Raw genomic sequence first — 24,238 nt, 5'->3', positions numbered from 1 at the left:
CTTGACGCATGTCGATCTTGAACGCGAGGGCCCGGCACCGGGTCGTCTTTCCCACCACGCCCTCCATGGCCGCGGCCCTGCCGCTCACCATCAGCCTGCCCGCCATGACGGTGGTGTTCGGCGACCGGCTCGGCACCTTCGCCACCGTCGCCCTGATCGTCGTGGGCCTCGTGCTCATCGCCTGCACGGCCGGTCCGGCCGCCCGGACGGCGGCCGCCGAAGCCGAGCGGACGCGCCGCGACGAGGAACTCCTCGACGCCCTCGAACCGCTTGCGGGGCTGCGCCGATGAACGACGGACCCCTGCTCCACCCCGCGGAGATGGACCGGATCCGGGAAGGGATCGCCGCGGCCGTCCTCGGCGCCCCCGAGGGGCTGGCCGACTCGCTCGAACACGACCCCCACGGATACCTGCGCCTGGTGGGCGCCTCGCGCGTCGGAGCCGAGGAGGCGAGCCGACTGCTGCGCGAGGCCGTCCAGGGCGCCAGGGCCGCCGGCCACAGCTGGGACACGGTGGGCCGCGTCCTGGGGGTGAGCCGCCAGGCCGCCCAGCAGCGCTTCACGGACAAGACCGCGGGCTCGCCGCCGCGGCCCGCCGAGGGACCGGACGCCCCGAAGCGCCGCACCCTCAGCGGACTGACCGCGTTCAACGAGATGGCCGCCCTGGACGAGGCCGGCCGCGACGGCTGGCACATGGTCGGCTACGGCCCCTTCTTCCACGAGGTGGAGGCGTCCGGCCACCCGTGGGAGCACTGCAGGGTGACCCTCCCCTCCATCGCGCGCCACCGGCGGATGGAATCGGAAGGCTGGATCCCGGTCGGCGCCGGCTGGTTCCCGTGGCGGTACTACAAGCGGCCCCTTCCCCCGGCCTAAGACCCTCGTCTCCTTCCGGACGGCCTGCCCGGCCCCGATCCGCCGGACGGGCCCCTGGCCGTGCCCCGGGCCGTGCCCTGATCCGAAGGACACGGCCTAGTCGTGCTTGAGGCCGAGGACCTCCGCCGCGGCGAAGGTCTCGCCGGCCGGACGGGATTCATAGTGCGGGGTGAGCAGTCCGTCCAGCTCCTCGTAGGAGAAGGCCTCCTTCGCGGTGTCGAACTTCGCGGCCACCTTGGGGCGTTCCATCACGACCACGATGCCGCCGTGGACCACGAACAACTGCCCGTTGGCCTTGGCCGAGGCCGGCGAGGCCAGGTACCCGACGAGCGGAGCGACGTGCTCGGGGGCCAGCAGGTCGAGCTTGCCGTCCTCCGGGAGCTGGAAGCCGGCGAAGACGTCCTCCGTCATCCGGGTCCGGGCGCGCGGGCAGATGGCGTTGGCCGTCACCCCGTACTTGGCCAGCGCCAGGGCGGTCGAGGTGGTCAGGCCCACGATGCCGCCCTTGGCCGCCGCGTAGTTCGGCTGGCCGGCCGAGCCGCCGAGGAAGGCCTCGGAGGAGGTGTTGACGATCCGGCCGTAGACCGGTCCGCCCGCCGCCTTCGAGCGCTCGCGCCAGTGCACGGAGGCGAAGTGGGTGGTGTTGAAGTGGCCCTTGAGGTGGACCCGGATCACCGAGTCCCATTCCTCCTCCGACATGGAGAAGACCATCCGGTCGCGCAGGATGCCCGCGTTGTTGACCAGGACGTCGAGCTTCCCGAAGCTGTCGACCGCCAGCTCCACCAGCTCGCGCGCCTGCTCGAAGTCGGCCACGTCGCCGAGGTGCGCCACCGCCTGCCCGCCCGCGGCGCGGATCTCCTCGGCCACCTCCTCCGCCGGGGCGGCCGAGGCCTCTCCTGAGCCGTCCCGTCCGCTCTGGCCGAAGTCGTTGACGACCACGCTCGCGCCCAGTCGCGCGAGCTCGATCGCCTCGGCCCGGCCGAGTCCGCGGCCGGCGCCGGTGACGATGGCGGACAGTCCCTCGAGTGGGAGTGACATCTACCGGATTCCTCTCAGAGTTCGATGCAGGTGCGCAGGGCCACGCCCGTACGCATCTGGTCGAGGGCGTCGTTGATCTCGCCGAGGTGCACCCGGTGGGTGATCAGGCCCGCCAGGTCCACCCGGCCCGCCCTCCACAGCGCGATGGTGCGCTCGTAGGAGCGGAGCACGTCCCCGCCCCCGTACATCGACGGCAGGATCTTCTTCTCGTCGAAGAACAGCGAGAACATGTTGATCGAGTAGTTGTCGTCGAGCGCGCCGGCGCCGACCACGACGACGGATCCGCCGCGCCGGGTCATCTCGTAGGCGGTGTGCGTGGTGGCGGACTTGCCGACGACCTCGAAGACGTAGTCGAAGCCCTCGCCGGCCGTGATCCGGTTCTTGGCGTCGCCGAAGGCCTCCGGTGCGACCGCCTCGGTGGCGCCGAAGCGCAGCGCCGCCTCCCGCCGGGAGGCCACCGGGTCCACGGCGATGATCTGCGCCGCGCCCTGCACCTTGGCGCCCTGGATGACGGAGATGCCGACGCCGCCGCAGCCGATGACGGCGGCCGAGGAACCGGCCTCCACCTCGGCGGTGTTGATGGCGGCGCCCAGGCCGGTGGTCACCCCGCAGCCGATCAGCGCGGCGATGTCGTACGGCAGGTCGTCGGGGATCGGCACGGCGCAGGCGGCGGGCACCACCATCTCCTCGGCGAAGGTGCCGGTGCCGGCGAAGCCGAATATGTCCCCGCCGCCCGCGCGGCGGAAGTTGGGCGTGGCCACGTTCGCGAAGGACTCCAGGCACAGGTGTCCCTGGCCGCGCCTGCAGGCGGGGCAGTGTCCGCACGGCGGCAGCCAGCAGACGAGCACCCGGTCGCCGATGGCGTGCGTGGTGACCCCGTCGCCGACGTCCACGATCTCGCCCGAGCCCTCGTGGCCGGGTATGAAGGGGGCGGGCTGCGGCAGCACGCCGCTCATCGCGGAGAGGTCCGAGTGGCACAGGCCGGTGGCCCGGATGCGGATCCTGACCTTGCCGGGGCCGAAGCCAGCGGTCTCCATGTCGTCGACGACTTCGAGCTTGTCCTGGCCTATCTCGCTCTGCAGTGCTGCGCGCACGGTGCGGCTCCTTGTGTGTCGCGAAGGTCGGGCGTTACGCGTGTTCGACGACGGTGTCGGCGAGGACCGGCGCGTCGTCCCGTTCGACGGCGGTCACCGCGACCCGGACCTGCCCGGGCTCCTCCCACATGCGGATCCGCAGGGTCTCGCCCGGGAAGACGACCCCGGCGAAGCGCGTGCGGTAGGCGCGGACCCGGGAGACGTCCCCGCCGAGCGCCGTGTCGACGACGGCCTTGAGGGTCATCCCGTACGAGCACAGGCCGTGCAGGATCGGCCGGTCGAAGCCGGCCAGCTTGGCGAACTCGGGGTCGGCGTGCAGGGGGTTCCAGTCGCCGGACAGCCGGTACAGGAGCGCCTGCTCCTCGCGGATGTGCCGCTCCTCGATCCGGTCGGGCGCCCGCTCGGGCAGCTCGGACGAGACGGACGGGCCGCGGTCGCCGCCGAAGCCGCCCTCGCCGCGTACGAAGATCTGCGCGTCGCTGGTCCACAGCGGCCCGTCGGCGTCCGCCACCTCCGTGCGCAGCACGATCACCGCCGCCTTGCCCTTGTCGTAGAGGGCGGCGACCTTGGCGGAGGAGGTGGCGCTGCCCTTGACCGGGAGGGGCCGGTGCAGCTCGATCGACTGGCCGCCGTGCAGGACGTGCGCGAGGTTGACCTCGATCCCGGGGGCGGCGAGCCCGCCCATCATGGCCATGCCGGCGCCGGCCACGGTCGCGAAGCTGGGGAGTACGTGGAGCTTGGACTCCAGGGTGTAGCGCAGTTCGTCGGGGTCGGTGGCGGGGCGGCCGGCCCCGAGGCCGAGGTGGTAGAGCTGGATGTCCTTGTGGTCCCAGGCGATCTCCCCCCGGCGGGGTTCTGCGGCGAGGGCCCTGGCGGCATCGATCGGCATTGAGGATGCTGCTCCTTGTCCGGTTCTACGGTTTCGCATTGCGTGGAAGACCTCGGTGCGGCCGTCCGCACCGTCGGCCGCACCGAGGTCGTTCGCGGGACCGGTTCTAGAACGCGTTCTAGAACCGGTGAAGGCATGTATAACGCACGCCCCACCAGTTGGGAAGACTCCTGACTGCGTGTCAGGACTGGTTTGGCCGAGGCGTGTTGCCGGTGGACCGGGGAGGTCGGGACCTAGGCTGGCGGGGTGGACGAGATGCCCCGGAATTTCCGTACGACGAGGTCGCTGCGGGTCCTGCTGGCGGAGGGTCCGGGCACGCCGGCCGGCGCGCTCGCTGTCCTGCTCGGGCTGGAGCCGGATCTCGACGTCGTCGCCCGGGTCGCACCCGGCGAGGACGTGGGTGCCGCGGCGCTGACGGCCTGTCCCGCGGTGGCGCTGGTGGACGCGGACCGGCCGGACGTGCTCACGGAGGTGGCGGCGGTGTGCCGCGAGGCTCCGGAGTGCCGGGTGCTGCTGCTCGCCGGTTCGGCCCGGCCGGGCCTGGTCGAGGGGGCGCTCGCCGCGGGGGCGGCGGGGGTGGTGCTGCGCGACGACCCTCCCGGGGCGCTGGCCGACGCCGTCCGCCGCGCCGTGACGGGCGAGGCCGTCACGGACCCGACGCTCGAAGCGTAGGGCGGCGGGCGGCGGGCTCCGACCGGCGCCCCGGAAGGGGTCAGCCCCGCCGCAGCAGGGTCACCACCGCCGCGCCGCCCAGGCCGATGTTGTGGGCCAGGGCGGTCCGGGCGCCCGGGACCTGGCGGGCGCCGGCCTGACCGCGCAGCTGCCAGACCAGTTCCGCCGCCTGCGCCAGACCCGTCGCGCCCAGCGGGTGCCCCTTGGAGATCAGGCCCCCGGAGGGGTTCACCACCCACCGCCCGCCGTAGGTGGTCGCGCCCGACTCCACCAGCTTGCCGCCGGCGCCCTCGTCGCACATGCCCAGCGCCTCGTACGTCAGCAGCTCGTTGATCGAGAAGCAGTCGTGCAGCTCGATCACGTCCACGTTCTCGATCCCGAGCCCGGAGGCCGAGAACACCTGCCGCCCCGCCGCCCGCGTCATCGGCTTGCCGACCACGTCGATGCAGGAGCCGGAGGCGAACGAGGCCTCCGTGTCCGTCGTCATCGCCTGCGCGACGATCTCCACCGCCTTGTCGTGCAGCCCGTGCCGCACCACGAACCGCTCCGACACCACCACCGCGGCCGCCGCCCCGTCCGAGGTCGGCGAGCACTGCAGTTTCGTCAGCGGCGTGTGGATCGGCTTGGCCCCGAGGATCTCGTCCACCGTGTACACGTCCTGGAACTGCGCGTTCGGGTTGTCCGCCGAGTGCCGGTGGTTCTTCGCCCCCACCATCGCCAGCTGTGCGGCGGTGGTCCCGTACCGCTCCATGTGCTCGCGCGCCGCGTTCCCGAAGATCTGCGCGGTCGGCGGGGACATCTCGAAGCCGTGCCCGGCGGCCATGATCCCGTAGTGCCGGGCCACCGGCGAGGTCTTGAAGTCCCCTCCGTCGGCGCCGCCGCCCAGCGCGCCCCTCTTCATCTTCTCGAAGCCCAGCGCCAGCACGCAGTCGCCGATCCCGCCCTCCACGAACTGCCGCGCCATCATCAGCGCCGTCGAGCCCGTCGCGCAGTTGTTGTTCACGTTGTAGACGGGGACCCCGGTCAGCCCCAGCTCGTACGCGGCGCGCTGGCCGGCCGTGGAGGCCTGGAAGCAGTACCCCACCGGGACCTGTTCCACCTGGTCGTACGAGATCCCCGCGTCCGCCAGCGCCGCCGTCCCGGCCTCCTTCGCCATGTCCCAGTACTGCCAGTCCCGCGACTCCGGCTTCTCGAACTTCGTCATGCCGACGCCCACGATGTACGACTTCATCACTGCTGCCCCTCAGTCCCTGGGAAGGCCGAGAATCCGCTCGGCGACGACGTTGAGCTGGACCTGCGTGGTGCCCCCGGCGATGGTCAGGCAGCGGGACATGAGCATCCCGTGCACCGCCCGCTCCCCCGCCCCCTCCCGCACCGCGCCCGCCGGGCCCAGCAGTTCGAGCGCGAGCTCGGCGGTCCGCTGCTGGTGCGGGGTCTGGACGAGCTTGCGTACGGAGGCGCCGGCTCCGGGCTCCAGACCCGACACCTGCTGGAGCGTGGTGCGCAGCCCGATGCAGGCCAGGGCGTGCGCCTCGGCGGTGAGCGCCCCGATCCGCGCCCGGTACGCGCCGTCGAGCTCGGACGAGCGGGCGATCAGAGCCTCCAGGCTGGGGGTACCTCCCTTGCCGTCAGGCCCAGGGGGAGTGTCGAAGGTCATCTGGTCGGCCATGTGGACCCGCTCGTTGCCGAGGGTGTTGCGGGCGACCTTCCACCCCTCGTCGGCCGCCCCGACGAGGGCGTCCGCGGGCAGCACCGCGTCGTCGAACCAGACCTCGTTGAACAGGGCCTCGCCGGTGATCTCCTTGAGCGGGCGCACGTCGATGCCGGGGGTGCTCCGCATGTCGACCACGAAGTAGCCGAGCCCCTTGTGCTTGGGGGCGTCCGGGTCGGTCCGGGCCAGCAGGATCCCGAAGTCGGCGCTGTGTGCGGAACTCGTCCACACCTTCTGTCCGTTGACCTTCCAGGAGCCGTCCGCCGTCCGCTCCGCCCTGGTCCGCAGCGAGGCCAGGTCCGAGCCCGCGCCCGGCTCGGAGAAGAGCTGGCACCAGGTGAGGTCCCCGCGCAGCGTGGGCACGACGTACGCCTCGCGCTGCTCTTCCGTCCCGTACGCGAGCAGCGAGGGGACGACCCAGGTGGCGATCCCGAGGTCGGCGATCTTGACCTCGGCCGCCGCCAGCTCCTGCTGCACGACGAGCTGTTCGACGGGTCCGGCGCCGAGCCCGTACGGGGGCGGCAGGTGGGGGGCCGCGTACCCGGTGGGCGCCAGGATCCGGCGGGCGGCGGCCGGATCGAGACCGCGCGCGTCCTCGACGGCGGCCCGGGCCCGCTCCCGGTAGGTCTCGGCCAGGGCGGGGAGTTCTAGGCGCAGCTCGCGCCGCGCGCCGTCGGCCGCGAGCCGTACCGCCCGTACGCGGTGCCCGTCCCCGGCGCCGAGCAGCTGCCGGGCCACGATCGCGCGGCGCAGGTGGATGTGGGCGTCGTGCTCCCAGGTGAAGCCGATCCCGCCGAGGATCTGGATGCAGTCCTTGGCGCAGGAGTACGCGGCGTCGAGCGCGCTCCCGGCGGCGAGCGCGGCCACGAGCGAGCGCACCCGCGCCGGCTGGTCCGCGGCCTGGGCGGCGTCCCAGGCCAGGGCCCGGGCCTGTTCGAGGCGTACCAGCATGTCGGCGCACAGGTGCTTGACGCCCTGGAACCGCCCGATGGGACGGCCGAACTGCTCGCGGACCTTGGCGTACTCGGCGGCGGTATGCAGGGCCCAGGCGGCGGTGCCGCAGGCGTCGGCGGCGAACAGCGCGCAGGCCAGGTCCCGGACGAGGGCCGCGTCGAGATCGAGGGCGCGGTCGGCCGTGACGGCGACCCCGCGGGCGCGCACCTCGGCGGTGGGCCGGGTCGGGTCGGCGCTGTCGTGCGTACGGATGTCCAGCGCGGCGGCGTCCACGGCGAACCAGCACGTCCCGTGCGCGGCTTCGGCGGCGAGCAGGACGAGGTCGGCCTCGCCGGCGCCGAGCACCGGGGGCGCGAGCCCGTCGAGGAGGTGCCCGCCGCCCTCGACGGCGACCGCGGTCAGGCTGCCGGGGCCGAGGGCGACGGCGCCGACCCGCCCCGCGAGGGGCTGCGCCCCGGCCCGGTCGAGCAGTACGGAGGCCAGCGCGCTCGGCAGGAACGCCCCGGGCAGCGCCGCCCGGGCGGCCTCCTCGACGACGACGGCCAGGTCGAGCAGGGTGCCGCCCTCCAGGTGCGGCTCCAGCAGCCCCTGCGCGGCCATCGCGTCCCAGTAGGCGGGCCGCACCCCGGTCCGCGGCGGGGTGTCGAGCAGTTTGCGCACCTCTTCGGGCGGCACGGCGCGCGCCGCCCAGCCGCGCACCGCCGCGGCCAACTCCCGCTGTTCTTGCGTGATTCCGATGCCCATGGCGGGCAGGCTAGAACACGTTCCAATCTGACGGAAGGTCAGATGACGGTGTTCCTTCGCCGGGGTGCCGCAACCGCGGGTTCAGGACCGCTGGTAGTAGTAGCCGTCGCCGTGCGCGGGCCCCACGTTGTGCTGGAGCCCGCTCGGCTCGCTCTTCGTGAAGAACGACGCGTCCAGCACCCCGCAGAACTGGCTGTTCGACTTGCTCCTGTCCACGGCCGCCGAACCGATGTTGATCCGGGCGCCGCCGGAGGCCACCGACACCACCTTGGCCATGTTCTCGCAATGGCCCATGTTGGAATCGCTGATCAGCCGGACCGCCCCGGTCCGCGAGATGGTCACCGTGACCGGCTGGTCGATGTTGAACTGCTCCTTGTACTCCCAGGAGCCGACGAAGTACGCGGGAACCGCGTCACCGCCGGACGAACCCCCGCCGCCCGGGGAACCCCCGCCACCCGGCGAGCCCCCTCCGCCCGGCGGGGTGCCGGTGCCGCCGCCCGCCGGGCCCGTCCCGGTGCCTCCGGCGGCGGGGCCCGAGCCGGTGCCCGCGTTCGCGCCGGCGCCCGCGCCGGAGGAGCCGCCCGGGGTCCCCGAGCCGCCGCCGGGCGCGCCCCCGCCCGCAGCTCCGCCCTGCGCGGCGACGCCGCCCTGGCCCCCCGGCACCGAACCGTCGGGGTTCGGGGAGGCCGTCGGGGCCTGCGGGCTCTGCGCTCCCGCGCCCGGCGAACCGCTCGCCCCGGAAGCCGGACCGCCGCCCCCGGGTGTCACGGGAGCGCTGCTCCCCGGGTGCGAGGCCTGCGGCGACGCGTCGCCCCCGAACGGCTGGATCAGGGCCACCGTGCCGCCGCCGATCGTGAGCACGAAGACCGCCGGTACCGCGATGGTCCACTGCCGCTTGCGCTTCCGCTCGCTCCCCGCGGTGCCGCCCGGGGCGCCCGGTTCCGCCGCCGGCGCGGCGGGGTCGTCCTTCGGCCGCAGCCCGAGGGTCGCCCGGTCCGCTTGCTCCGAGCCGGCCTCCACCGTCTCCCGCTCCGGTGGCACAGCCTCCGCGTCGAGCAGCCGCGCCGCCTGCTGCGCGAGGCGCGCCACGACCTTCGGGGGCAGCCAGGCCCCGCCGCGCGCACCCGGGCGCACCCGCTCCGGATCGGCCAGCAGTTCCTCCACGCCGGGCCGCTCGTCGACGCCCTTGACCAGGCAGCGGCCGATGAGCGCCCGCAGCGCCTCGTCGCCGACCCGCTCCAGATCCGGCTCGGCCTCCACGATCTGGAACATCACCGCGTGCTGGTTGGAGACGCCGGCCCCGAAGGGCAGTTGGCCGGTGGCCGCGTACATCAGGACGCAGCCGAGCGTGAACACGTCGCTCTTGGCCCCCGCCCGCTGCCCGCGCACCTGCTCGGGCGACATGAACCCGGGAGAGCCGACGATCATGCCCGTACTGGTGAGCAGCGACTCGACGGAGGTCTCCAGGGCCCGCGAGATGCCGAAGTCGATGACACGCGTGCCCTCGACGGTCAGCATCACGTTCGAGGGCTTGAGGTCGCGGTGCACGATTCCGGCGGCGTGGATGTCCCTCAGTGCGTGCAGCAGCCCGTCGGCGAGGGCGTGCACCGACTCCACGGGCAGGGGGCCGTGCCGGCGCACGATCTGCTCCAGCGACAGCCCCGGCACGTATCCGGTCGCGACCCAGGGCCGCTCTGCATCGGGGTCCGAGTCGATGACGGGTGCGGTGTACCGCTCGCCGACGCGGCGGGCGGCATCGATCTCACGCCGGAAGCGGGCCCGGAACTGCGCGTTCGAGACGTGCTCCTCGTGCACCACCTTCACCGCGACGGTCCGCCCGCCCTCGGACCGGGCCAGGTACACCCGTCCCATGCCGCCGGCGCCGAGCCGCCCGAGCAGCAGGTACGGCCCTATCCGGCTCGGATCGGTGGCCGCGAGCGGCTTTATGCCGCCTTCGACGTTGTCGTCCTGGTCCTCACTGACCCCACTGCTCATGCTGCCCGTTCCCCCGTCATCCCCTGTGGTCGGCCGAACTGGCCTCAGGGTAAGCGGCTTTGGCGGGGAAGCCGGACGCGGTTTCGGCCCGGCCGGATCCGGCCCGCCCGGCACGCGGCGGGGAGCCGGCCGGCGGCGGGCGCGGCGGGGCGGTGCGGTTCGAGCGCCATCGGACCGGAACCGGTCATGTCCGGAAATCGCTCTAGATCCCTCCGCGCCAAATGACCGAATCTGGGGCGTCGACGCCGAGCTCAATTCATTTCAGGAAGGAAAAGACCGTGAATTGCTTCACGTACGTGGATCTCCACCGGCACGTCGCCCAGGACATCCAGGCGGAATTGGAAGCCGCCGTCTCGACGCTCACTCCCGCTTCGGGTGCGGGCGCCGCCAGGAACGCCGTGAGCAGACTCCTCAGGCACCAAAAAATGCGGCATCCCCTCTCCGTGCTCCCGATGATGGTGCACGCCATAGAGACGGGAAATCCCGGACCGGCCGCCCCGCTGGCCGCCGTGCACGTGCTCTGGTGGACCTCTGCCTGCTACCTCGACGACCTCGCCGACGGGCACGGCACGACGGCCCCCGACAGCATCGGCCAGGACGAAGCGCTGCTGGCCTCGGTACTCAGCGGCACGGTGCTGCCGATCCGGATCATCCGCTCGCTCCCCGTGCCGCCCGAAATCCAGGTCGTGCTGACGGCCGAGGTCGCGACGGGCTGGGCGGTCGGCACCGAGGGACAGCTGACCGATATCGACGCCGCCGCAGAGCACGCCACCCGGAAATCGGTGATCGAGACCTACCGCGGGAAATCCGGCGGGCCCTACTCGATGATCACGGCGATGGCGGCGATATTGGCCGGCGCGAGTGACGAAAGAGTCGAACTGTGGCGGGAGTTCGGGTACGTATTCGGCATCCTGTGGCAGTTGTTCAACGATCAGGAAGACATCCTGACCGGCCGCAATGAAGACCTCCACAACGGGACGGTCACCTATCTGCTCACCTGCGCCCTCGACGACGCGACCACACCGGCGGCCCGGGAGGACATCCTGGGCCGGAGCGTCGCGGCACGCCGCTGCGGGCACGCGCGCGCGGAGCTCGGCGGCCTCCTCCTCGCGCCGGACGTGCTCGACCGGTACGCCGCGGACCTCGACGCCTTCCGCGCCGAGGCCCACCGCCTGCTTTCCGTCCTCGGGGGCGACGAGCACCACCTGCCGGTCATGCGGCACCTCGTGGACCACTCGTCGCGGATGCTCCTGCGCGCACGCCTCGTCCCGGCCCCGGCCGCCGTGTAGGACGCATCAGTCTGCGCAGCCGGCGAACACGCCGGGGGCGCAGTTGGTCGGGTAGTTGTCCGCCACGGTGGTGGCGGTCAGCGAGACGGTGCTCGCGTTGTTGAAGATGCCGCCCGGGGCACCGCCGGCGTAGTTGTTGGTCACCGAGCTGTTCCGCAGGACGAGCGAGGCGCCGGAGATGTTGGAGATTCCGCCGCCCGTCGCCCCGGTCTCGACGACCCGGTTGGCGAAGACCGTGGTCCGCTCCAGGGTCAGGCTCGACTGGCGGTTGAGGATGCCACCGCCGCCGTCGTTGTCCTCGGCCGTGTCGTTCCCCTGGACGAGGGTGTCCGTGACGGTCCCCGTCAGCATGAAGGCGCTGATGCCGCCGCCGTCGCGCCTGGCGGCGTTGTCGGTCACCCGGCTGTCCCCGAGGGTCAGGGTGCCGCGCGCGTCCAGCCCGCCGCCGGTGTCCTTGGCGGTGTTGCCGGTGATGGTGGTGTTCGAGATGTTCGCGGTGCCGGCGCTGTAGACGCCGCCGCCGTTGTCCGTGGAGATGTTGTGGCTCACGGTGCTGTTGCGGAGGTTGAGCGTGCCGGAGCTGATGATGCCGCCGCCGGCCCCGGAGAGCGCCGAGACGTTCCGGGTCACCGTGACGGAGTTGAGGGTGAGCACGCCCGCGTTGGCGATGGCGCCGCCGCCCGCGCCTCCGCTCTCCGACCGGCCTCCGCGGATCGTCAGGTTGTTCAGGGTGAGCCTGCCTGTCGGAGCGGTGACCTCGAAGATCCGGAACCCGGTCGCCGACCGGCGAAGGATCGTGCTGCCGTTGCCCACGACGGTGATGTCGCCGGTCACCTGCGGCAGGCCGTTGCCCGGGTTGTCGGGGGCCGTGAGGGTGTAGGTGCAGCCGGGCGAGAGGAAGAGGTGCGCGGGCCCGGCGGCGTTGTCGGCCGTGGTGATGGCGCTCCGGAGCGCGGCGGCGGTGCACGGCACGAACTGCTGCGCGTGGGCCTCGGCGGCGGGCAGGGCGACCACGGTCGCCAGGGCTGCCGCCGCGGCGGCGAAGACTCCGAGTCTGGACATGGCGGCCAAAGTACGCATATCGAATAAGCGGACCGTGGCGCGGAAGGGGGACGCGCCGCAGCCGGTCCCCCCGGGGAGGGAGCCCCGCCCGCCACTCGGACGGGCCCCGCCGTCCCGGCGCGACGGAAGGGCGGCCCCGGCATGGTGCGCTACCGGCCGGTAAGGCACCATGGGCGCCCAGTCCACCACAGCACCGCCGGAGGAACCCCATGGCGCCCGCCACCCCCAAGCCGGAGATCCTGGCCGCTTTCGAGGCGGCCAAGGGGTTCATGCCCGTACGCGAGGGCCTCGCCCTGTACGAGGCGGCCGCCGCCGCGGCGGCGGCCGGGCTGCCGCTCCTGGAGGTCGGCACGTACTGCGGACGCTCCACCATCCTGCTGGCCGACGCCGCCCGCGAGGCCGGGGTGGCCGCGATCACGGTCGACCACCACCGCGGCAGCGAGGAGCAGCAGCCGGGCTGGGAGTACCACGACCCGAGCGTCGTGGATCCGCAGGTCGGGCTGATGGACACCCTCCCGACCTTCCGCCGCACGCTCCACAAGGCGGGCCTGGAGGAGCACGTCATCGCGATCGTGGGCCGCTCCCCGCAGGTCGCGGCCGCCTGGGGCGGCAAGCTCGGCTTCGTCTTCATCGACGGCGGCCACACCGACGAGCACGCCGCCGGCGACTACGAGGGCTGGGCCCCGCACGTCGCCGAGGGCGGCACGCTCGCCATCCACGACGTGTTCCCCGACCCGGCCGACGGCGGCCAGGCCCCGTACCGGATCTACCTGCGCGCCCTGGCCTCCGGCGCCTTCGAGGAGGTCTCGGTGACCGACTCCCTCCGCATCCTGCGCCGCACCGCCGCGGGGATCTAGGGAGCGTCTCGCCGATCAGGCCGGGGCGCACGTATAAGCGGATAAGCGCACCACGCCCCCGTATGGCCCACGGTCCGCGCCGACGGCGGGCGGCCGGTCTAGCATCGCGAACGTGCGCTACGACGACAGTCCCCCCTCCCCCGAGTCCGCCTCCTCGGTCAGTCCGGACCGGCGGTGGTTCACGCGCCGCTCCGGCCTCGCCGTCGGGGCCGCCGTACTCGCCCCGACCCTCCTGGCGGGGTGGGTCCTCGTCCAGGTGACCACCGGCGCGGGGGCGGACGACGCCCGCCCGCCCCGGATCGTGATGCCGGCCGCCGCCCCCTCGGCCACCCAGGCCGCCACCCCGGCCGCGACCCCGACAGCGACCCCGACAGCGAGCGCGAGCGCCCCCGAAGCCAAGGGCCCACTCGCCGGCAAGACCGTGGTCATCGACCCCGGCCACAACACCGGCAACTTCCAGCACACCTCCGAGATCGACCAGAAGGTCGACATCGGCACCACCCGCAAGGAATGTGACACCACCGGCACCACCACCAACGCCGGTTACAAGGAAGCCGAGTTCACCCTCGACGTGTCGCGCCGGCTGCGCACCGTCCTGGAGGCCAAGGGCCTCAAGGTGGTCCTCACCCACGAGGCCGACCGCGCCTGGGGCCCCTGCATCAACGAACGCGCCCGCATCGGCAACGAGGCCGCCGCCGACGCCGTGGTCTCGGTCCACGCGGACGGCGTTTCCTCGGGCAACCGCGGCTACCACGTCATCCTCCCGGCCAAGGTCAAGGGCGGCGCCGCGGACACCGCGAAGATCGTCGGCCCCTCGCGGGAGCTGGGTGAGAAGATCGGTTCGAACTTCGCCCGGACCACCGGCTCCGCCCCCGCCAACTACCTCGGCAGCGGAACCGGCTTGGTCGTCCGCGACGATCTGGGCGGACTCAATCTCTCGACCCGGCCCAAGGTGTTCATCGAATGCGGCAACATGCGTGACGCCAAGGACGCGGCGCTGCTGACGAGTCCGGAGTGGCGGCAGAAGGCCGCCCAGGGCATCGCGGACGGCATCGTCGGCTTCTTGGGCGGGTAGTCCCCCCGGGACAGCCTGCCGCCCCGATCCTCTCGGTTGCCGGGAACCTCCGTACCATGGTCCCGCCCGCCCCGCTCCTGCACGTGCGCGACCGCGGCACCACGAGACGACCGAGACCGAGAAGGACACCTAAGACGTGAACATCCGCTCCCTCACTCGAGGCGACGGCGTGGTGATCGGAGCAGCGGCGCTGCTGTTCATCGCCTCGTTCCTCGACTTCTACTCCGCGACCGGCCTCGACCTGCCGAGCGTGTGGGACACCGACGTCTACCGTCTGGCGCTTCCCACCATCTTCCTGCTCGGCTTCATCGCGGCCGGCCTGCTCATCGCCGCCCGCTTCCAGCCGGAGACCCGCAAGCTCGCGGGCCTGCCGCTGGCCGCGTGGGGGACGGTGCTCGCGGTGGCCGCCGCCTGGTCCTCCCTCTGGTCCCTGATCACCAGCCCGAGCGGCGCCGACCTCGGCGCGGGCTGCATCATCGCCTTCCTCGCCACCCTCGCGCTGGCGGGCGTGGCCGTCGCGGGCGCGAAGATCCCCGCGCTCGCCGGCGGTCTGGTGCCCGAGCCGAAGCCCGTCACCCCCGCGCCGTACGGGGCCCAGCCCCAGCCCGGCACCGGGTACGGCTACCCGGGCGCCCAGCAGGGCCAGCCGTACGGGTCCACCCCGCAGCCGGCCCCGCCGTACGGCGGCACCCCGCAGCCGAACCCGGCTCCGGGTCCGGGTCCGCAGGAGGCGGCGCCCGCCCCGGCGGCGGACTTCACCCCGTTCTGGTTCGCGGTCCCGGTGGCCCGCCCCCTCTTCCCGGAGGACGGCTCCCCCACCCCGATCGCCGAGCTCGCACCGGGCACCTGGTACCTGGCCGTGGACCAGCGCGGCCCGGCCACGCTGATCGCCCAGACACAGGACGGCCGCCGCGGCGTCCTGAACGACACCTCGGGCATCCAGCGCGGCTGACACCGCCCCCTGCGCACGGCCGACGGCCCCCCGCCCTTCCGGGCGGGGGGCCGTTGCCCTACAGTCACCTGACGCATCGTCAGATACGGCTGGAGGGAACGTACATGCGCCTCGGACTCGCACTCGGCTACTGGGGCCGCGGCCCCGACCGGACCCACCTCGACCTCGCCGCCGAGGCCGAGAACCTCGGCTACGACTCGGTGTGGACCGCCGAAGCCTGGGGCTCGGACGCCTTCACCCCGCTCACCTGGATCGCCGCGCACACCTCGCGGATCCGCCTCGGCACCGCCATCGCCCAGATGGCCGCCCGCACCCCCACCGCCACCGCCATGCACGCCCTGACCCTGGACCACCTCTCCGGCGGCCGGATGATGCTGGGCCTCGGCCTGTCCGGCCCCCAGGTGGTCGAGGGCTGGTACGGGCGCCCCTTCCCCGCGAGCCCGCTCACCGCCACCCGCGAGTACGTCGACGTCGTCCGCCAGGTGCTGCGCCGCGAAGGGCCCGTCGCCCTCGACGGCCGCTTCCACCAGCACCCGTACCGCGGGGAGGACGGCACCGGCATCGGCAAACCGCTGAAGCCCATCACCCACCCGCTGCGCGCGGACCTGCCGGTCCTGCTCGGCGCGGAGGGCCCGAAGAACATCGCCCAGACCACCCGCATCGCAGACGGCTGGCTCCCCCTCTACTGGTCGCCGACCCGCACCGACGTCTACCAGGCCTCGCTGGCCGACCTCCCCGAGGGGTTCATGATCGCGCCGATGGCCCGGGCGAAGGTCTGCGACGACGTCGCCGAAGGCCTGCTCCCGGTCAAGGCGATGCTCGGCTTCTACATCGGCGGCATGGGACACGCGGCCCGCAACTTCCACGCCGACCTGATGGCCAGGATGGGCTACGAGGAGGAGGCCCGCCGCATCCAGGAGTTGTTCCTCGCCGGACGCAGGGAGGAGGCCGTCCTCGCCGTCCCGGACGCCTTCGCCGACGAGATCTCGCTCATCGGCCCGCGCGAGCGCATCGCCGAACGCCTCGACCTGTGGCGCAAGGGCCCGGTCACCGACCTCCTCCTGACGGCCCCGGACCCGCACACCCTGAGGGTCCTCGCGGAGCTCAACAACTAATCACATGTGACAGCGACTGTCCGAAAGTAGATGATGATCGTCGCCATTCGTCTCCTGCCGGAAAGAACCCCCTGGTGCGTCCCACTCGTACGACCGTCCTGCTGACCACAGGCCTCGTCACCCTGCTCGGGATCCCGGCCGCCGCGGCCGACACCCCGTCCACGCTGTACGTGAACAACTCCGCCTCCGCGCCCAGGTGCTCCGATACCGGACCCGGATCCGAGGACGCTCCGTTCTGCACGATCTCGGCGGGCGCCAAGGCCGCACGGCCCGGCCAGACCGTGCAGGTCCTCGCGTATACGTCGTACGACGAGACCGTCACCGTCGACCGCTCCGGGGAGCCGGGCAAGCCGATCTCCATCGTCATGCGGCCGAACACCGGCGGCCCCGTCCGGGTCAAGGGCCTCAAGGTCCAAGGCGCCTCCCACGTGGTGGTGCGCGGACTGACCACCACCGGAGGGGTCCAGGTCAGCGGTTCCACCGACATCGAGCTGGACCGGATCACCGCCGCCTCGCAGACCGACGCCGTCGTCATCGGCGCGGAAAGCGTCGACGTGCGCCTGACCAGGAGCAACCTGCTCTCCCCCGTCCGGATCGAGGGCGGCTCCCGGGGCACCGTGCTGGGCCGCAACCAGATCCGCGGCGGCACCACGGCCGCGGTCGACGCGGTCTGGGGTCCGGGCACCATCGTCACCAACAACACCCTCTACCTCAGCTGCGATGCGGCCGTCTCCTTCCGCAGCGGCTCCACCGGTTCCGGGGCGTTCAACAACCTGATCTACACCAGCGCACCCAAGTCGTGTGTCAACCCCGACCCCCGCAGCGGCATCCTCGTGGGCCAGGACTCCGCGACCGGCACCCGCGCCGACCACAACCTGCTGGCCGGCTTCCCGGCGGACGGGGTGGTCCCCTACAAGTGGGCCGATGTCGTCCACGCCACCCCGGCGGCGCTCCGGGCGGCGACCGGCCAGGGCGCGCACGACATCCTGACCGCGAACACCTGGGACGTCGGCCCGTGGGACCGCTCCCCCAACGTCGACTCCGGCGACTCGGCCGCGCCCGGCGTCCTGCCCACCGACTACAACGGGTACCCGGTGGTGGACGACCCGCTCGCGCCCAACACGGGCAAGGACGGCGGCTTCATCGACCGCGGCGCCCACGAGCTGCAGGACACTGTGCGCGACGTCCAGCTGGAGATCGCCCAGAACTGGGCCCCGGTCGGCACCACCGTCCAGGCGAAGGCCGTGGCGGACAACAACTGGCCCGGCACGCTGACGTACCGCTACGACTTCGGTGACGGGACGGCTCCGGTCGTCACCAGGGAGGCCACCGCCGACCACGTCTACCAGTCGCCCTGCGCGTGCACGGTCAGCGTGAAGGCCATCACCGCCGCGGGGAACGAGGCCTACCGCCAGCAGCCGATCAAGGTGACCCCGGCCTCGCCGCTGGCCACGGCCTTCACCGCGCAGCCGTACCTGCCGAGCGCGAGCGACCCGAACCAGCTCGTGACTCCGCTGGCCATCGAGGTCGACCCGCGGAGCTCCACCATGCCGTGGCCGATCGTGCGGATGGACGTGGACTACGGTGACGGTGCCAAGGAGGTCAGCGACCCGATCATCACCACCCGCCACGCCTACAAGCAGCCCGGCACGTACAAGGTGAGGGTGACCCTCCAGGACGCCAAGGGCGCCACCTCCACCGCCGAGCGGACCGTGCAGGTCGCCTACACCCCGGCCGGCTACGTCGCCGTCCACCCGTCCCGCGTCCTGGACACCCGTATGACCAGCTCCCCCGTCCAGGGCGGCACCGCCACCCCGATCGACGTTCCGGTCCACTACTACAGCTCCGGCCCGCACCACACGGCCGGCGCCTCCGCCGCCGTCCTGAACGTGACCGTCACCGGTGCCACCGAGGACACCCACCTCAGCGTCTGGCCCTCGGGCCAGCCCCGCCCGGTCACCTCGAACGTCAACGTCAAGGCGGGCGGCACCTCCTCCAACACCGTCACCGTGCCCATCGGCGCCGACGGCAAGATCTCCGCGCAGCTCAACTCCGGCAAGGCCGCGCTCATCGTGGACTTCGTCGGCTACTACCAGCCGAACGCCGGGCAGCGGTTCACCCCGCTCGCCCCGACCCGTGCCCTCGACACCCGCACCGCGGGCGGCGCGCTGGGCGGTGGCCAGGCCCGTACGGTGAAGGTCGCCGGAGTGAACGGCATCCCCGCCGACGCCACCGCCGTCGCCCTCAACCTGACCGGCACCGGCTCCACCGAGAACGCCCACGTCATCGCCTACCCGGAGGCGGACAAGCGCCCGGCCACCTCGAACCTCAACCTCGAACCCGGCAAGGACAAGTCCAACCAGGCCATCGTCCCCGTCGGACCGAACGGCACCATCACCGTCTACACCAACACCGGCTCCACCCACCTGGTGCTGGACGCGGTCGGCTACTACGCCAAGGACGGCAAGGCGCTCTTCACGCCCGTCGTCCCGCAGCGCCTCGCCGACACCCGCAGCACCGGAAAGCTGGCCCCCGGCGCGACGACCATCGTCTCCGGGATCCCGGCGAACGCGATCGGCGCGGCCCTGAACGTCACGGCCACCGACACCACCGGCCCCGGCTTCCTCACCGTGTACGGCCACGGCGCCACGCGCCCCGAGGCCAGCAGCCTCAACACCCGCCCCGGTGAGACCGTGCCCAACCACGTCACCACCCCGGCGGCCGACGGCCGCGTCACCGTCTGGAACAGCTACGGCGGCGCCAACCACGTGATCACCGACCTGTTCGGCTACTTCACCCAGGGCTGACCCCGCCCGCAGCACACACACCGGAGCCCCGGCCACCGCGCACACCGCGGTGACCGGGGCTCCCGGCGTGTCAGGGGGTGTCCGTGTCCGGCTCGGCCCGGGGAACGGCCTCCAGGAGTTCCCGCAGGTCCAGCGGCATGACGGCGATCTCGATGGTCCCGGCGGCCCCGGCGCTCCCGTACGTGCAGGACACGATCCGCGAGCCGGGGTTGATGGAGACGGCCTCCTTCACGGACGGCGGCCGTACGCCGGTCGCGCGCCCGCCCTGCAGCGGTACGGGCTCACCGCGCCGGGGCACCCAGCGGACCGCGTCCGGGCCGGTGAACACCCGGCCCATCCTCCATCGGCCCGTACCGGCCGGATGCCGGGCCATGCACGGGATCCCGTCGGGGCTTCCGGCCGCGAGCCGCTGAAGGTGTTTGCGCCGTACGAGCCACCCCACACCGCAGGCGGCGGCCGCAAGCGCCAGGAACTCGATCATCCGCCCATTGAAACAGCCCGCGGGCCGACCGGGCGACGCTGCCCGGCCGGCCCGCGGAGCACGAGGGGCCGCAGGCCTATCCGCCGCTCAGCTGGGACAGGCTCGGGACCCTGTCGGTCACCGTGGCGCCGGCGCCCGCACCCGCATCCTTGACCCCGGTGATGACGTCCTGGAGCGAGCTCAGGTCGGCGTCGCCCGCGTCGCCCTTGCGCAGCTTGGAACCCAGCCCCTTGAGGGACTCGATGCCCGCCGTCAGCGGGGCCACCGCCTTCGACAGCAGCGGGTCGCCCTTGGCGTTGTCCGCGGCCGCCTTCAGCCGGTTGTACGCGAAGGCGCCCGCCAGGCCCGCCTTCACGAGGGCGAACGTACGGCCCTTGGCACCCTTCTTGAATTTACCCGCACGGTACGGCTTGATGATCCACTGGTACGTGGCCCCGGCCGCGAGCCCCGCGTTGGCGACGAACCGCGTCTTCGCGAACTTCTGCTTCTCCGCGGAGGTGGTGGGCGCGGGCGTGGCGGCGGCCGCCGCCTCGTCGGCGGTCTCCTGCCAGGCGGCCGCCTGCGCGGTCAGCGCCTGCGCGGCGAGCGCCTCGTCGACCGCCTCCTGTTGCGCGGCCACGGACATCGCGATGTCCGTGCGCGCGGGCTCACCGCCGCCGGATCCACTGGCGGAGCCGCTGCCGCAGGCGGTGGCGCCCGCGAGCAGCGCGCCGGACACGAGCAGGGCCGTGACGGCGCGGCGGAACCGGGTGCTGGTGGGTATGGACTCGCTGGGTTTCGACACGGTGGACCTCCGGGGAGTGGGTGTCTCCCGCAGCGTCACCCGGGCCCCCGTGCTGCGCCACTTGGCTGACCCGTTCGGGTTTGCTTCACCCGGACGGGGCAAGACGCGCTGCATGCGCACACACACCGGAGTACACGCCCGTGGAGGCGTTCAAGCCGGCCGGGTCGTCGCCGCGGTGGCGGACGTCATGGCCTTCACGATCGGCTTGTGGGTCCTTCTCTACTTCCTCGACGCCAACCGGGGCAACGGTCTCGTGGAGTTCGTCCACGACGCCGCCACCTGGCTGGCCGGCTGGTCCTACGACCTGTTCACCTTCGACCGGGAGTGGGTCCAGGTGGTGGTCGGCTACGGCGTCGCGGCCGTGGCCTACCTCGTCATCGGCCACCTCGTCGCGGGCCGCCTCTACCGCCGCTGACCGCCCGTTCCCCCACGGGCAGGCCCCCGTCCGCGGCGGCCTGCCCGCGGCCTGCCCGCCGCCCTACCGGCAGCAATCGGGCTCTAGTCCGGACGGCAGCCCCAGGCCCCCGAACACCGCCCCGGTGGCCTCGTCCCCGCCCAGCGCGGCCACGGCGAGCAGCAGCGACCCGGCCGTCCAGGTCGTCTGCTCGACCGGCCACACCGCCTTGTCCTCGAAGACGTAGCCCGTCCAGTACATGCCGTTGTCCGCGCGCAGGTGCGTGATCGAGCGCAGTATCTCCAGTGCCCGGTCCGACTCGCCCATCGCCCACAGGGCCAGCGCGAGCTCGCAGGACTCCCCGCCCGTCACCCACGGGTTCGGCAGGACGCAGCGCACACCGAGCCCGGGGACCACGAACTCGTCCCACCGCTCCTCGATCCGCGCCTTCGCCTGCGCGCCGCAGAGGGCGCCGCCCAGCACCGGGTAGTACCAGTCCATCGAGTACCGGGACTTGTCCAGGAACCGCTCGGGGTGACGCCGGATGGCGTGCCCGAGGGCCCCCGCCGCCAGCTCCCAGTCCGGCTGCGGCTCCTCGCGGTGCTCGGCGATCGCCAGCGCGCAGCGCAGCGCCTGGTGGATCGAGGAGGAGCCGGTGAGCAGCGCGTCCGTGACGGGCGTGCCGTCGGCCTCCCGCTTCCAGCCGATCTCCCCGCCCGGCTGCTGCAGCGCCAGCACGAACTCGGTCGCCGCGTGGACGACGGGCCACATGCGGTCCAGGAACGGGTCGTCGCCGGTGGCCAGGTAGTGGTGCCAGACGCCGACGGCTATGTACGCGACGAAGTTGGACTCCCGGCTCGCGTCCTGCGGCGCGGCGGTGTCCACCCCGTCCGGCCGGTCCGCGTAGGCCGCGTACCAGGAGCCGTCGGCGTTCTGGTGCCGTGCCAGCCAGTCGTACGCCCGCTCCGCGGCCTCGTGCTCGCCCGCCACGTCCAGGGCCATCGCGGCCTCGGTGTGGTCCCACGGGTCCAGGTGGTGGCCGCGGAACCACGGTATCGCCCCGTCGGAGCGCTGCGCGGCCAGGATGCCGGCCACCGTCCCGGCGGCCTCCTCGGCCGTCAGTACGCCGTCCAGGACCAGGCGTTCGGTGCGCCCGGGCGAGCTCACTTCGCTGCGCCGACGGGAAGGTGCGGCTTCGTCGCGTACGCCACGAAGCTCTTGCCGATGACCGGGTTGAGCGCCTGCTCCGCGAGCCGCGTGGCCAGCGGCTTCTTCATGATGTCCCAGACCAGGAGCTTGTGGTACGCCTTCACCGGCAGCGCCTTGTCGTTGTCGACGCCGAACGCGCACTTGAGCCACCAGTACGGGGAGTGCAGCCCGTGGGCGTGGTGGGTGCCGTACGGCTTGAGGCCGGCGGCCTCCATCTTCCCGAGCAGCTCGTCGGCCTTGTAGATGCGGATGTGGCCGCCCTCGACCTCGTGGTACGCGTCGCTCAGCGCCCAGCAGATCTTCTCCGGACCGTAGCGCGGGACGGTGACGGCGATGCGGCCGCCGGGCTTCAGGACGCGGACCATCTCGGCGAGCACGCCCTTGTCGTCGGGGATGTGCTCCATCACCTCGGAGATGATGACGACGTCGAAGGACTCGTCCGGGAAGGGCAGGGCCAGCGCGTCGCCCTCCATCGCCGTGGCGGTGGCGCCTGCCGGGGCCTCACCGGCCTCCTTCATGGCGGCGAACCACTTGGCGACCTCGCGGATCTCCTCGCCGTTGCGGTCGACTGCGACCACCTGGGCGCCGCGCCGGTAGCACTCGAAGGCGTGCCGGCCGGCGCCGCAGCCCAGATCGAGCACACGGTCGCCTGCGGCGAGCGGGAACCGGGAGAAATCGACGGTCAGCACGGGGTCCTGCCTTCGCGGTCGCGGGGGTGTACGGGGGTGGTGTGGAAAAGGCGGAAGGTCACCGCGCGCGGCGGCTGCGGGCTGCCTGCTCGACGGCGGCGCGGTAGAGCGCGGCGGTTCCCTCGGCGGCTCTGGCCCACGTGAACCGGGACAGCACCCGCTCGCGTCCGGCCGCGCCGAGGCGGGCCCGCAGCTGGGCGTCGCCCAGCAGCCGGCCCAGGGCGGCGGCCAGCGCACCCGCGTCTCCGGGCGGCACCGCGAGACAGGTCTCTCCGTCCGGGCCCGAGACCTCGGGGATCGCACCGCCGGTGGTGGCGACCAGCGGGGTACCGGTGGCCATGGCCTCGGCGGCGGGCAGCGAGAAGCCCTCGTACAGCGAGGGCACGCAGGCGATCTGCGCGCTGCGCACCAGGTCGACGAGCTCGGCGTCGGTGATGCCCTTGACGAAGCGGACCGCGTCCTGGAGCCCGTACGTCTCGATGGCACGGGCGACGGGGCCCTTCTCGGCCCGCTTGCCGACGACGACGAGGTGGGCGTCGGGCTGCTCGGTGCGCAGCTTCGCGAGTGCCTCGACGAGGTGGACGAGGCCCTTGAGCGGGACGTCGGCGCTGGAGGTGGTGACGATCCGTCCGGGCACCTCGGCGACGGACGCGTCGGGCGACCACAGGTCGGTGTCGGCGCCGATGTGGACGACGTGGATGCGCTCGTCGCGCACGCCCAGGTGCTCGGCGATCTCCTGCTTGGAGGAGCCGGAGACGGTGAGCACGGAGGGCAGTCGGCGGGCGACGCGCCCCTGCATGCGCGTGAAGCCGTACCAGCGGCGGACGGAGAGCCGCTTCTTGCGGTCCTGCGCGGCGTCCAGGTCCAGCTGCCGGTCCACGGTGATGGGGTGGTGGATGGTGGTGACGAGCGGGGCGCCGAGGTCGGCGAGCAGGCCGTAGCCGAGCGTCTGGTTGTCGTGGATGACGTCGAACTCGCCGGCGCGGGCGGCGAGATGGCGCCGGGCCCGCAGCGAGAAGGTCAGCGGCTCGGGGAATCCGCCGGTCCACATGGTGGCGACCTCGAGCGCGTCGATCCAGTCCCGGTACTCGTCGCGCTTCGGCGTACGGAACGGGTCGGGGTGCCGGTACAGGTCCAGGCTCGGCAGCTCGGTGAGCGTGGCGCCGGTGTCGAGGACCGGGTACGGCTGCGCGCCGATGACCTCGACGCTGTGGCCGAGCTTCACGAGCTCCCGCGAGAGGTGCCGGACGTAGACGCCCTGACCGCCGCAGAACGGGTTCCCCTTATAGGTGAGGAGTGCGATGCGCAACGGGCGGTCGCCGTCGGTGGCGGAACCCGCGAAAGGGCTTGTCACCATGGCCTCAGCGGTCACTCTCGGCCCCCTTCTCCCTGCACTTTCGCCGGAGCGTAACCGCTCGCATAATGTAGAACAAGTTTCAGACTTGATCCGTCGAAGACCATTGAATCTACCGGCCGGAAACCACACCGTAAGAGGCGGAGCAGGTGATTCGCGCCACGGCTTCGACGCCTGACATGCTGACTGCCGATCACCTGTC

Annotated in this window: 22 protein-coding genes; 10 read left to right on the top strand and 12 right to left on the bottom strand. The window is 72.7% G+C overall.

Annotated elements, in window-relative coordinates:
- Positions 1-8 precede the first annotated feature (8 nt).
- Together K7B10_RS27715 and K7B10_RS27710 are read left to right on the top strand one after the other, a co-directional pair.
- On the top strand, positions 9-290 hold the full coding sequence (locus K7B10_RS27715) for a hypothetical protein (RefSeq protein WP_229340114.1): 282 nt from the start codon (positions 9-11) through the stop codon (positions 288-290).
- The gene (locus K7B10_RS27710) at positions 287-871 is read left to right on the top strand and encodes a hypothetical protein (RefSeq protein ID WP_229340112.1); all 585 of its coding nucleotides are present in this window, start codon (positions 287-289) and stop codon (positions 869-871) included. The genes K7B10_RS27715 and K7B10_RS27710 overlap by 4 nt, the downstream gene beginning before the upstream one ends.
- Positions 872-967: 96 nt before the next feature.
- Here the strand turns inward: K7B10_RS27710 and K7B10_RS27705 are convergent, their stop codons facing one another.
- Genes K7B10_RS27705 through chsH3 form a run of 3 tightly spaced genes read right to left on the bottom strand, consistent with a single transcriptional unit; the run spans position 968 to position 3,892 of the window.
- Positions 968-1,909: a 3-oxoacyl-ACP reductase gene (locus K7B10_RS27705; RefSeq protein WP_229340110.1), complete on the bottom strand. Its 942-nt coding sequence runs from the start codon at positions 1,907-1,909 to the stop codon at positions 968-970.
- 14 nt (positions 1,910-1,923) lie between these two features.
- Positions 1,924-3,003: a Zn-dependent alcohol dehydrogenase gene (locus K7B10_RS27700; protein ID WP_229340108.1), complete on the bottom strand. Its 1,080-nt coding sequence runs from the start codon at positions 3,001-3,003 to the stop codon at positions 1,924-1,926.
- A 34-nt stretch (positions 3,004-3,037) separates the two neighbouring features.
- Entirely contained in the window at positions 3,038-3,892 is an 855-nt protein-coding gene (gene chsH3 / locus K7B10_RS27695) for an enoyl-CoA hydratase ChsH3 (RefSeq protein ID WP_229340106.1), read from the bottom strand.
- Between the two features lie 255 nt (positions 3,893-4,147).
- Between chsH3 and K7B10_RS27690 the strand changes: the two genes are divergently transcribed.
- The gene (locus K7B10_RS27690) at positions 4,148-4,564 is read left to right on the top strand and encodes a response regulator (RefSeq protein WP_229345453.1); all 417 of its coding nucleotides are present in this window, start codon (positions 4,148-4,150) and stop codon (positions 4,562-4,564) included.
- 40 nt (positions 4,565-4,604) lie between these two features.
- Here the strand turns inward: K7B10_RS27690 and K7B10_RS27685 are convergent, their stop codons facing one another.
- From K7B10_RS27685 to K7B10_RS27675, 3 genes are all read right to left on the bottom strand, one after another.
- A complete protein-coding gene (locus tag K7B10_RS27685) occupies positions 4,605-5,795 on the bottom strand; it encodes a lipid-transfer protein (RefSeq protein ID WP_229340105.1) in 1,191 nt (396 codons plus the stop codon).
- A gap of 12 nt (positions 5,796-5,807) precedes the next feature.
- Positions 5,808-7,973, bottom strand: a complete 2,166-nt coding sequence (locus tag K7B10_RS27680; RefSeq protein ID WP_229340103.1) for an acyl-CoA dehydrogenase family protein — start codon at positions 7,971-7,973, stop codon at positions 5,808-5,810.
- A gap of 81 nt (positions 7,974-8,054) precedes the next feature.
- Positions 8,055-9,968, bottom strand: coding sequence for a serine/threonine-protein kinase (locus K7B10_RS27675; RefSeq protein ID WP_229340101.1), 1,914 nt, complete (start codon positions 9,966-9,968; stop codon positions 8,055-8,057).
- A gap of 278 nt (positions 9,969-10,246) precedes the next feature.
- On the opposite strand from K7B10_RS27675, the gene K7B10_RS27670 reads away from it, so the two are divergent.
- Entirely contained in the window at positions 10,247-11,257 is a 1,011-nt protein-coding gene (locus K7B10_RS27670; protein ID WP_229340099.1) for a polyprenyl synthetase family protein, read from the top strand.
- 6 nt (positions 11,258-11,263) lie between these two features.
- On the opposite strand, the gene K7B10_RS27665 is transcribed toward K7B10_RS27670, so the two are convergent.
- Positions 11,264-12,319, bottom strand: coding sequence for a right-handed parallel beta-helix repeat-containing protein (locus tag K7B10_RS27665; protein WP_229340097.1), 1,056 nt, complete (start codon positions 12,317-12,319; stop codon positions 11,264-11,266).
- 209 nt (positions 12,320-12,528) lie between these two features.
- On the opposite strand from K7B10_RS27665, the gene K7B10_RS27660 reads away from it, so the two are divergent.
- The 5 genes from K7B10_RS27660 to K7B10_RS27640 all read left to right on the top strand — a co-directional run bounded on the left by K7B10_RS27660 (position 12,529) and on the right by K7B10_RS27640 (position 19,125).
- Positions 12,529-13,176 (top strand): class I SAM-dependent methyltransferase, encoded by a 648-nt coding sequence (locus K7B10_RS27660; RefSeq protein WP_229340096.1) that lies wholly within the window; start codon positions 12,529-12,531, stop codon positions 13,174-13,176.
- A gap of 112 nt (positions 13,177-13,288) precedes the next feature.
- On the top strand, positions 13,289-14,251 hold the full coding sequence (locus K7B10_RS27655) for an N-acetylmuramoyl-L-alanine amidase (RefSeq protein ID WP_229340094.1): 963 nt from the start codon (positions 13,289-13,291) through the stop codon (positions 14,249-14,251).
- A gap of 136 nt (positions 14,252-14,387) precedes the next feature.
- Entirely contained in the window at positions 14,388-15,203 is an 816-nt protein-coding gene (locus K7B10_RS27650; protein WP_229340092.1) for a DUF5336 domain-containing protein, read from the top strand.
- A 104-nt stretch (positions 15,204-15,307) separates the two neighbouring features.
- Positions 15,308-16,318 (top strand): LLM class F420-dependent oxidoreductase, encoded by a 1,011-nt coding sequence (locus K7B10_RS27645; RefSeq protein WP_229340090.1) that lies wholly within the window; start codon positions 15,308-15,310, stop codon positions 16,316-16,318.
- Positions 16,319-16,392: 74 nt separating this feature from the next.
- On the top strand, positions 16,393-19,125 hold the full coding sequence (locus tag K7B10_RS27640) for a PKD domain-containing protein (RefSeq protein ID WP_229340088.1): 2,733 nt from the start codon (positions 16,393-16,395) through the stop codon (positions 19,123-19,125).
- Between the two features lie 70 nt (positions 19,126-19,195).
- On the opposite strand, the gene K7B10_RS27635 is transcribed toward K7B10_RS27640, so the two are convergent.
- Positions 19,196-19,606 carry a hypothetical protein gene (locus K7B10_RS27635; RefSeq protein WP_229340086.1) on the bottom strand — a complete coding sequence of 137 codons (411 nt, stop codon included), beginning with the start codon at positions 19,604-19,606 and terminating at the stop codon, positions 19,196-19,198.
- Between the two features lie 76 nt (positions 19,607-19,682).
- The gene (locus K7B10_RS27630) at positions 19,683-20,390 is read right to left on the bottom strand and encodes a hypothetical protein (RefSeq protein ID WP_372481471.1); all 708 of its coding nucleotides are present in this window, start codon (positions 20,388-20,390) and stop codon (positions 19,683-19,685) included.
- A gap of 112 nt (positions 20,391-20,502) precedes the next feature.
- Here K7B10_RS27630 and K7B10_RS27625 point away from each other — a divergent pair, with 112 nt between their 5' ends.
- Positions 20,503-20,805, top strand: a complete 303-nt coding sequence (locus tag K7B10_RS27625) for a hypothetical protein (RefSeq protein ID WP_063755638.1) — start codon at positions 20,503-20,505, stop codon at positions 20,803-20,805.
- A gap of 63 nt (positions 20,806-20,868) precedes the next feature.
- Here K7B10_RS27625 and K7B10_RS27620 read toward each other — a convergent pair whose 3' ends face one another.
- Genes K7B10_RS27620 through K7B10_RS27610 form a run of 3 tightly spaced genes read right to left on the bottom strand, consistent with a single transcriptional unit; the run spans position 20,869 to position 24,054 of the window.
- On the bottom strand, positions 20,869-21,951 hold the full coding sequence (locus K7B10_RS27620) for a prenyltransferase/squalene oxidase repeat-containing protein (protein WP_229340084.1): 1,083 nt from the start codon (positions 21,949-21,951) through the stop codon (positions 20,869-20,871).
- Positions 21,948-22,682 (bottom strand): class I SAM-dependent methyltransferase, encoded by a 735-nt coding sequence (locus K7B10_RS27615; RefSeq protein WP_099892734.1) that lies wholly within the window; start codon positions 22,680-22,682, stop codon positions 21,948-21,950. Before K7B10_RS27615 ends, K7B10_RS27620 begins: the two co-directional genes overlap by 4 nt.
- 58 nt (positions 22,683-22,740) lie before the next feature.
- Complete coding sequence (locus K7B10_RS27610; protein ID WP_229340082.1) at positions 22,741-24,054, bottom strand: glycosyltransferase family 4 protein; 1,314 nt, start codon at positions 24,052-24,054, stop codon at positions 22,741-22,743.
- Positions 24,055-24,238: the final 184 nt, after the last annotated feature.

It is taken from the genome of Streptomyces flavotricini (assembly GCF_020639365.1).
GTDB classification, from domain to species: domain Bacteria; phylum Actinomycetota; class Actinomycetes; order Streptomycetales; family Streptomycetaceae; genus Streptomyces; species Streptomyces flavotricini.
Note: the sequence above shows the minus strand (reverse complement) of the source record. Positions and strands in the feature narration are given on the sequence as shown.

Coding starts and splice junctions, on each gene's coding strand:
- K7B10_RS27715 (WP_229340114.1), top strand. CDS start 9: ATGTCGATCTTGAACGCGAGGGCCCGGCACCGGGTCGTCTTTCCCACC.
- K7B10_RS27710 (WP_229340112.1), top strand. CDS start 287: ATGAACGACGGACCCCTGCTCCACCCCGCGGAGATGGACCGGATCCGG.
- K7B10_RS27705 (WP_229340110.1), bottom strand. CDS start 1,909: ATGTCACTCCCACTCGAGGGACTGTCCGCCATCGTCACCGGCGCCGGC.
- chsH3 (WP_229340106.1), bottom strand. CDS start 3,892: ATGCCGATCGATGCCGCCAGGGCCCTCGCCGCAGAACCCCGCCGGGGG.
- K7B10_RS27690 (WP_229345453.1), top strand. CDS start 4,148: ATGCCCCGGAATTTCCGTACGACGAGGTCGCTGCGGGTCCTGCTGGCG.
- K7B10_RS27685 (WP_229340105.1), bottom strand. CDS start 5,795: ATGAAGTCGTACATCGTGGGCGTCGGCATGACGAAGTTCGAGAAGCCG.
- K7B10_RS27680 (WP_229340103.1), bottom strand. CDS start 7,973: ATGGGCATCGGAATCACGCAAGAACAGCGGGAGTTGGCCGCGGCGGTG.
- K7B10_RS27675 (WP_229340101.1), bottom strand. CDS start 9,968: ATGAGCAGTGGGGTCAGTGAGGACCAGGACGACAACGTCGAAGGCGGC.
- K7B10_RS27665 (WP_229340097.1), bottom strand. CDS start 12,319: ATGTCCAGACTCGGAGTCTTCGCCGCCGCGGCGGCAGCCCTGGCGACC.
- K7B10_RS27660 (WP_229340096.1), top strand. CDS start 12,529: ATGGCGCCCGCCACCCCCAAGCCGGAGATCCTGGCCGCTTTCGAGGCG.
- K7B10_RS27645 (WP_229340090.1), top strand. CDS start 15,308: ATGCGCCTCGGACTCGCACTCGGCTACTGGGGCCGCGGCCCCGACCGG.
- K7B10_RS27635 (WP_229340086.1), bottom strand. CDS start 19,606: ATGATCGAGTTCCTGGCGCTTGCGGCCGCCGCCTGCGGTGTGGGGTGG.
- K7B10_RS27625 (WP_063755638.1), top strand. CDS start 20,503: ATGCGCACACACACCGGAGTACACGCCCGTGGAGGCGTTCAAGCCGGC.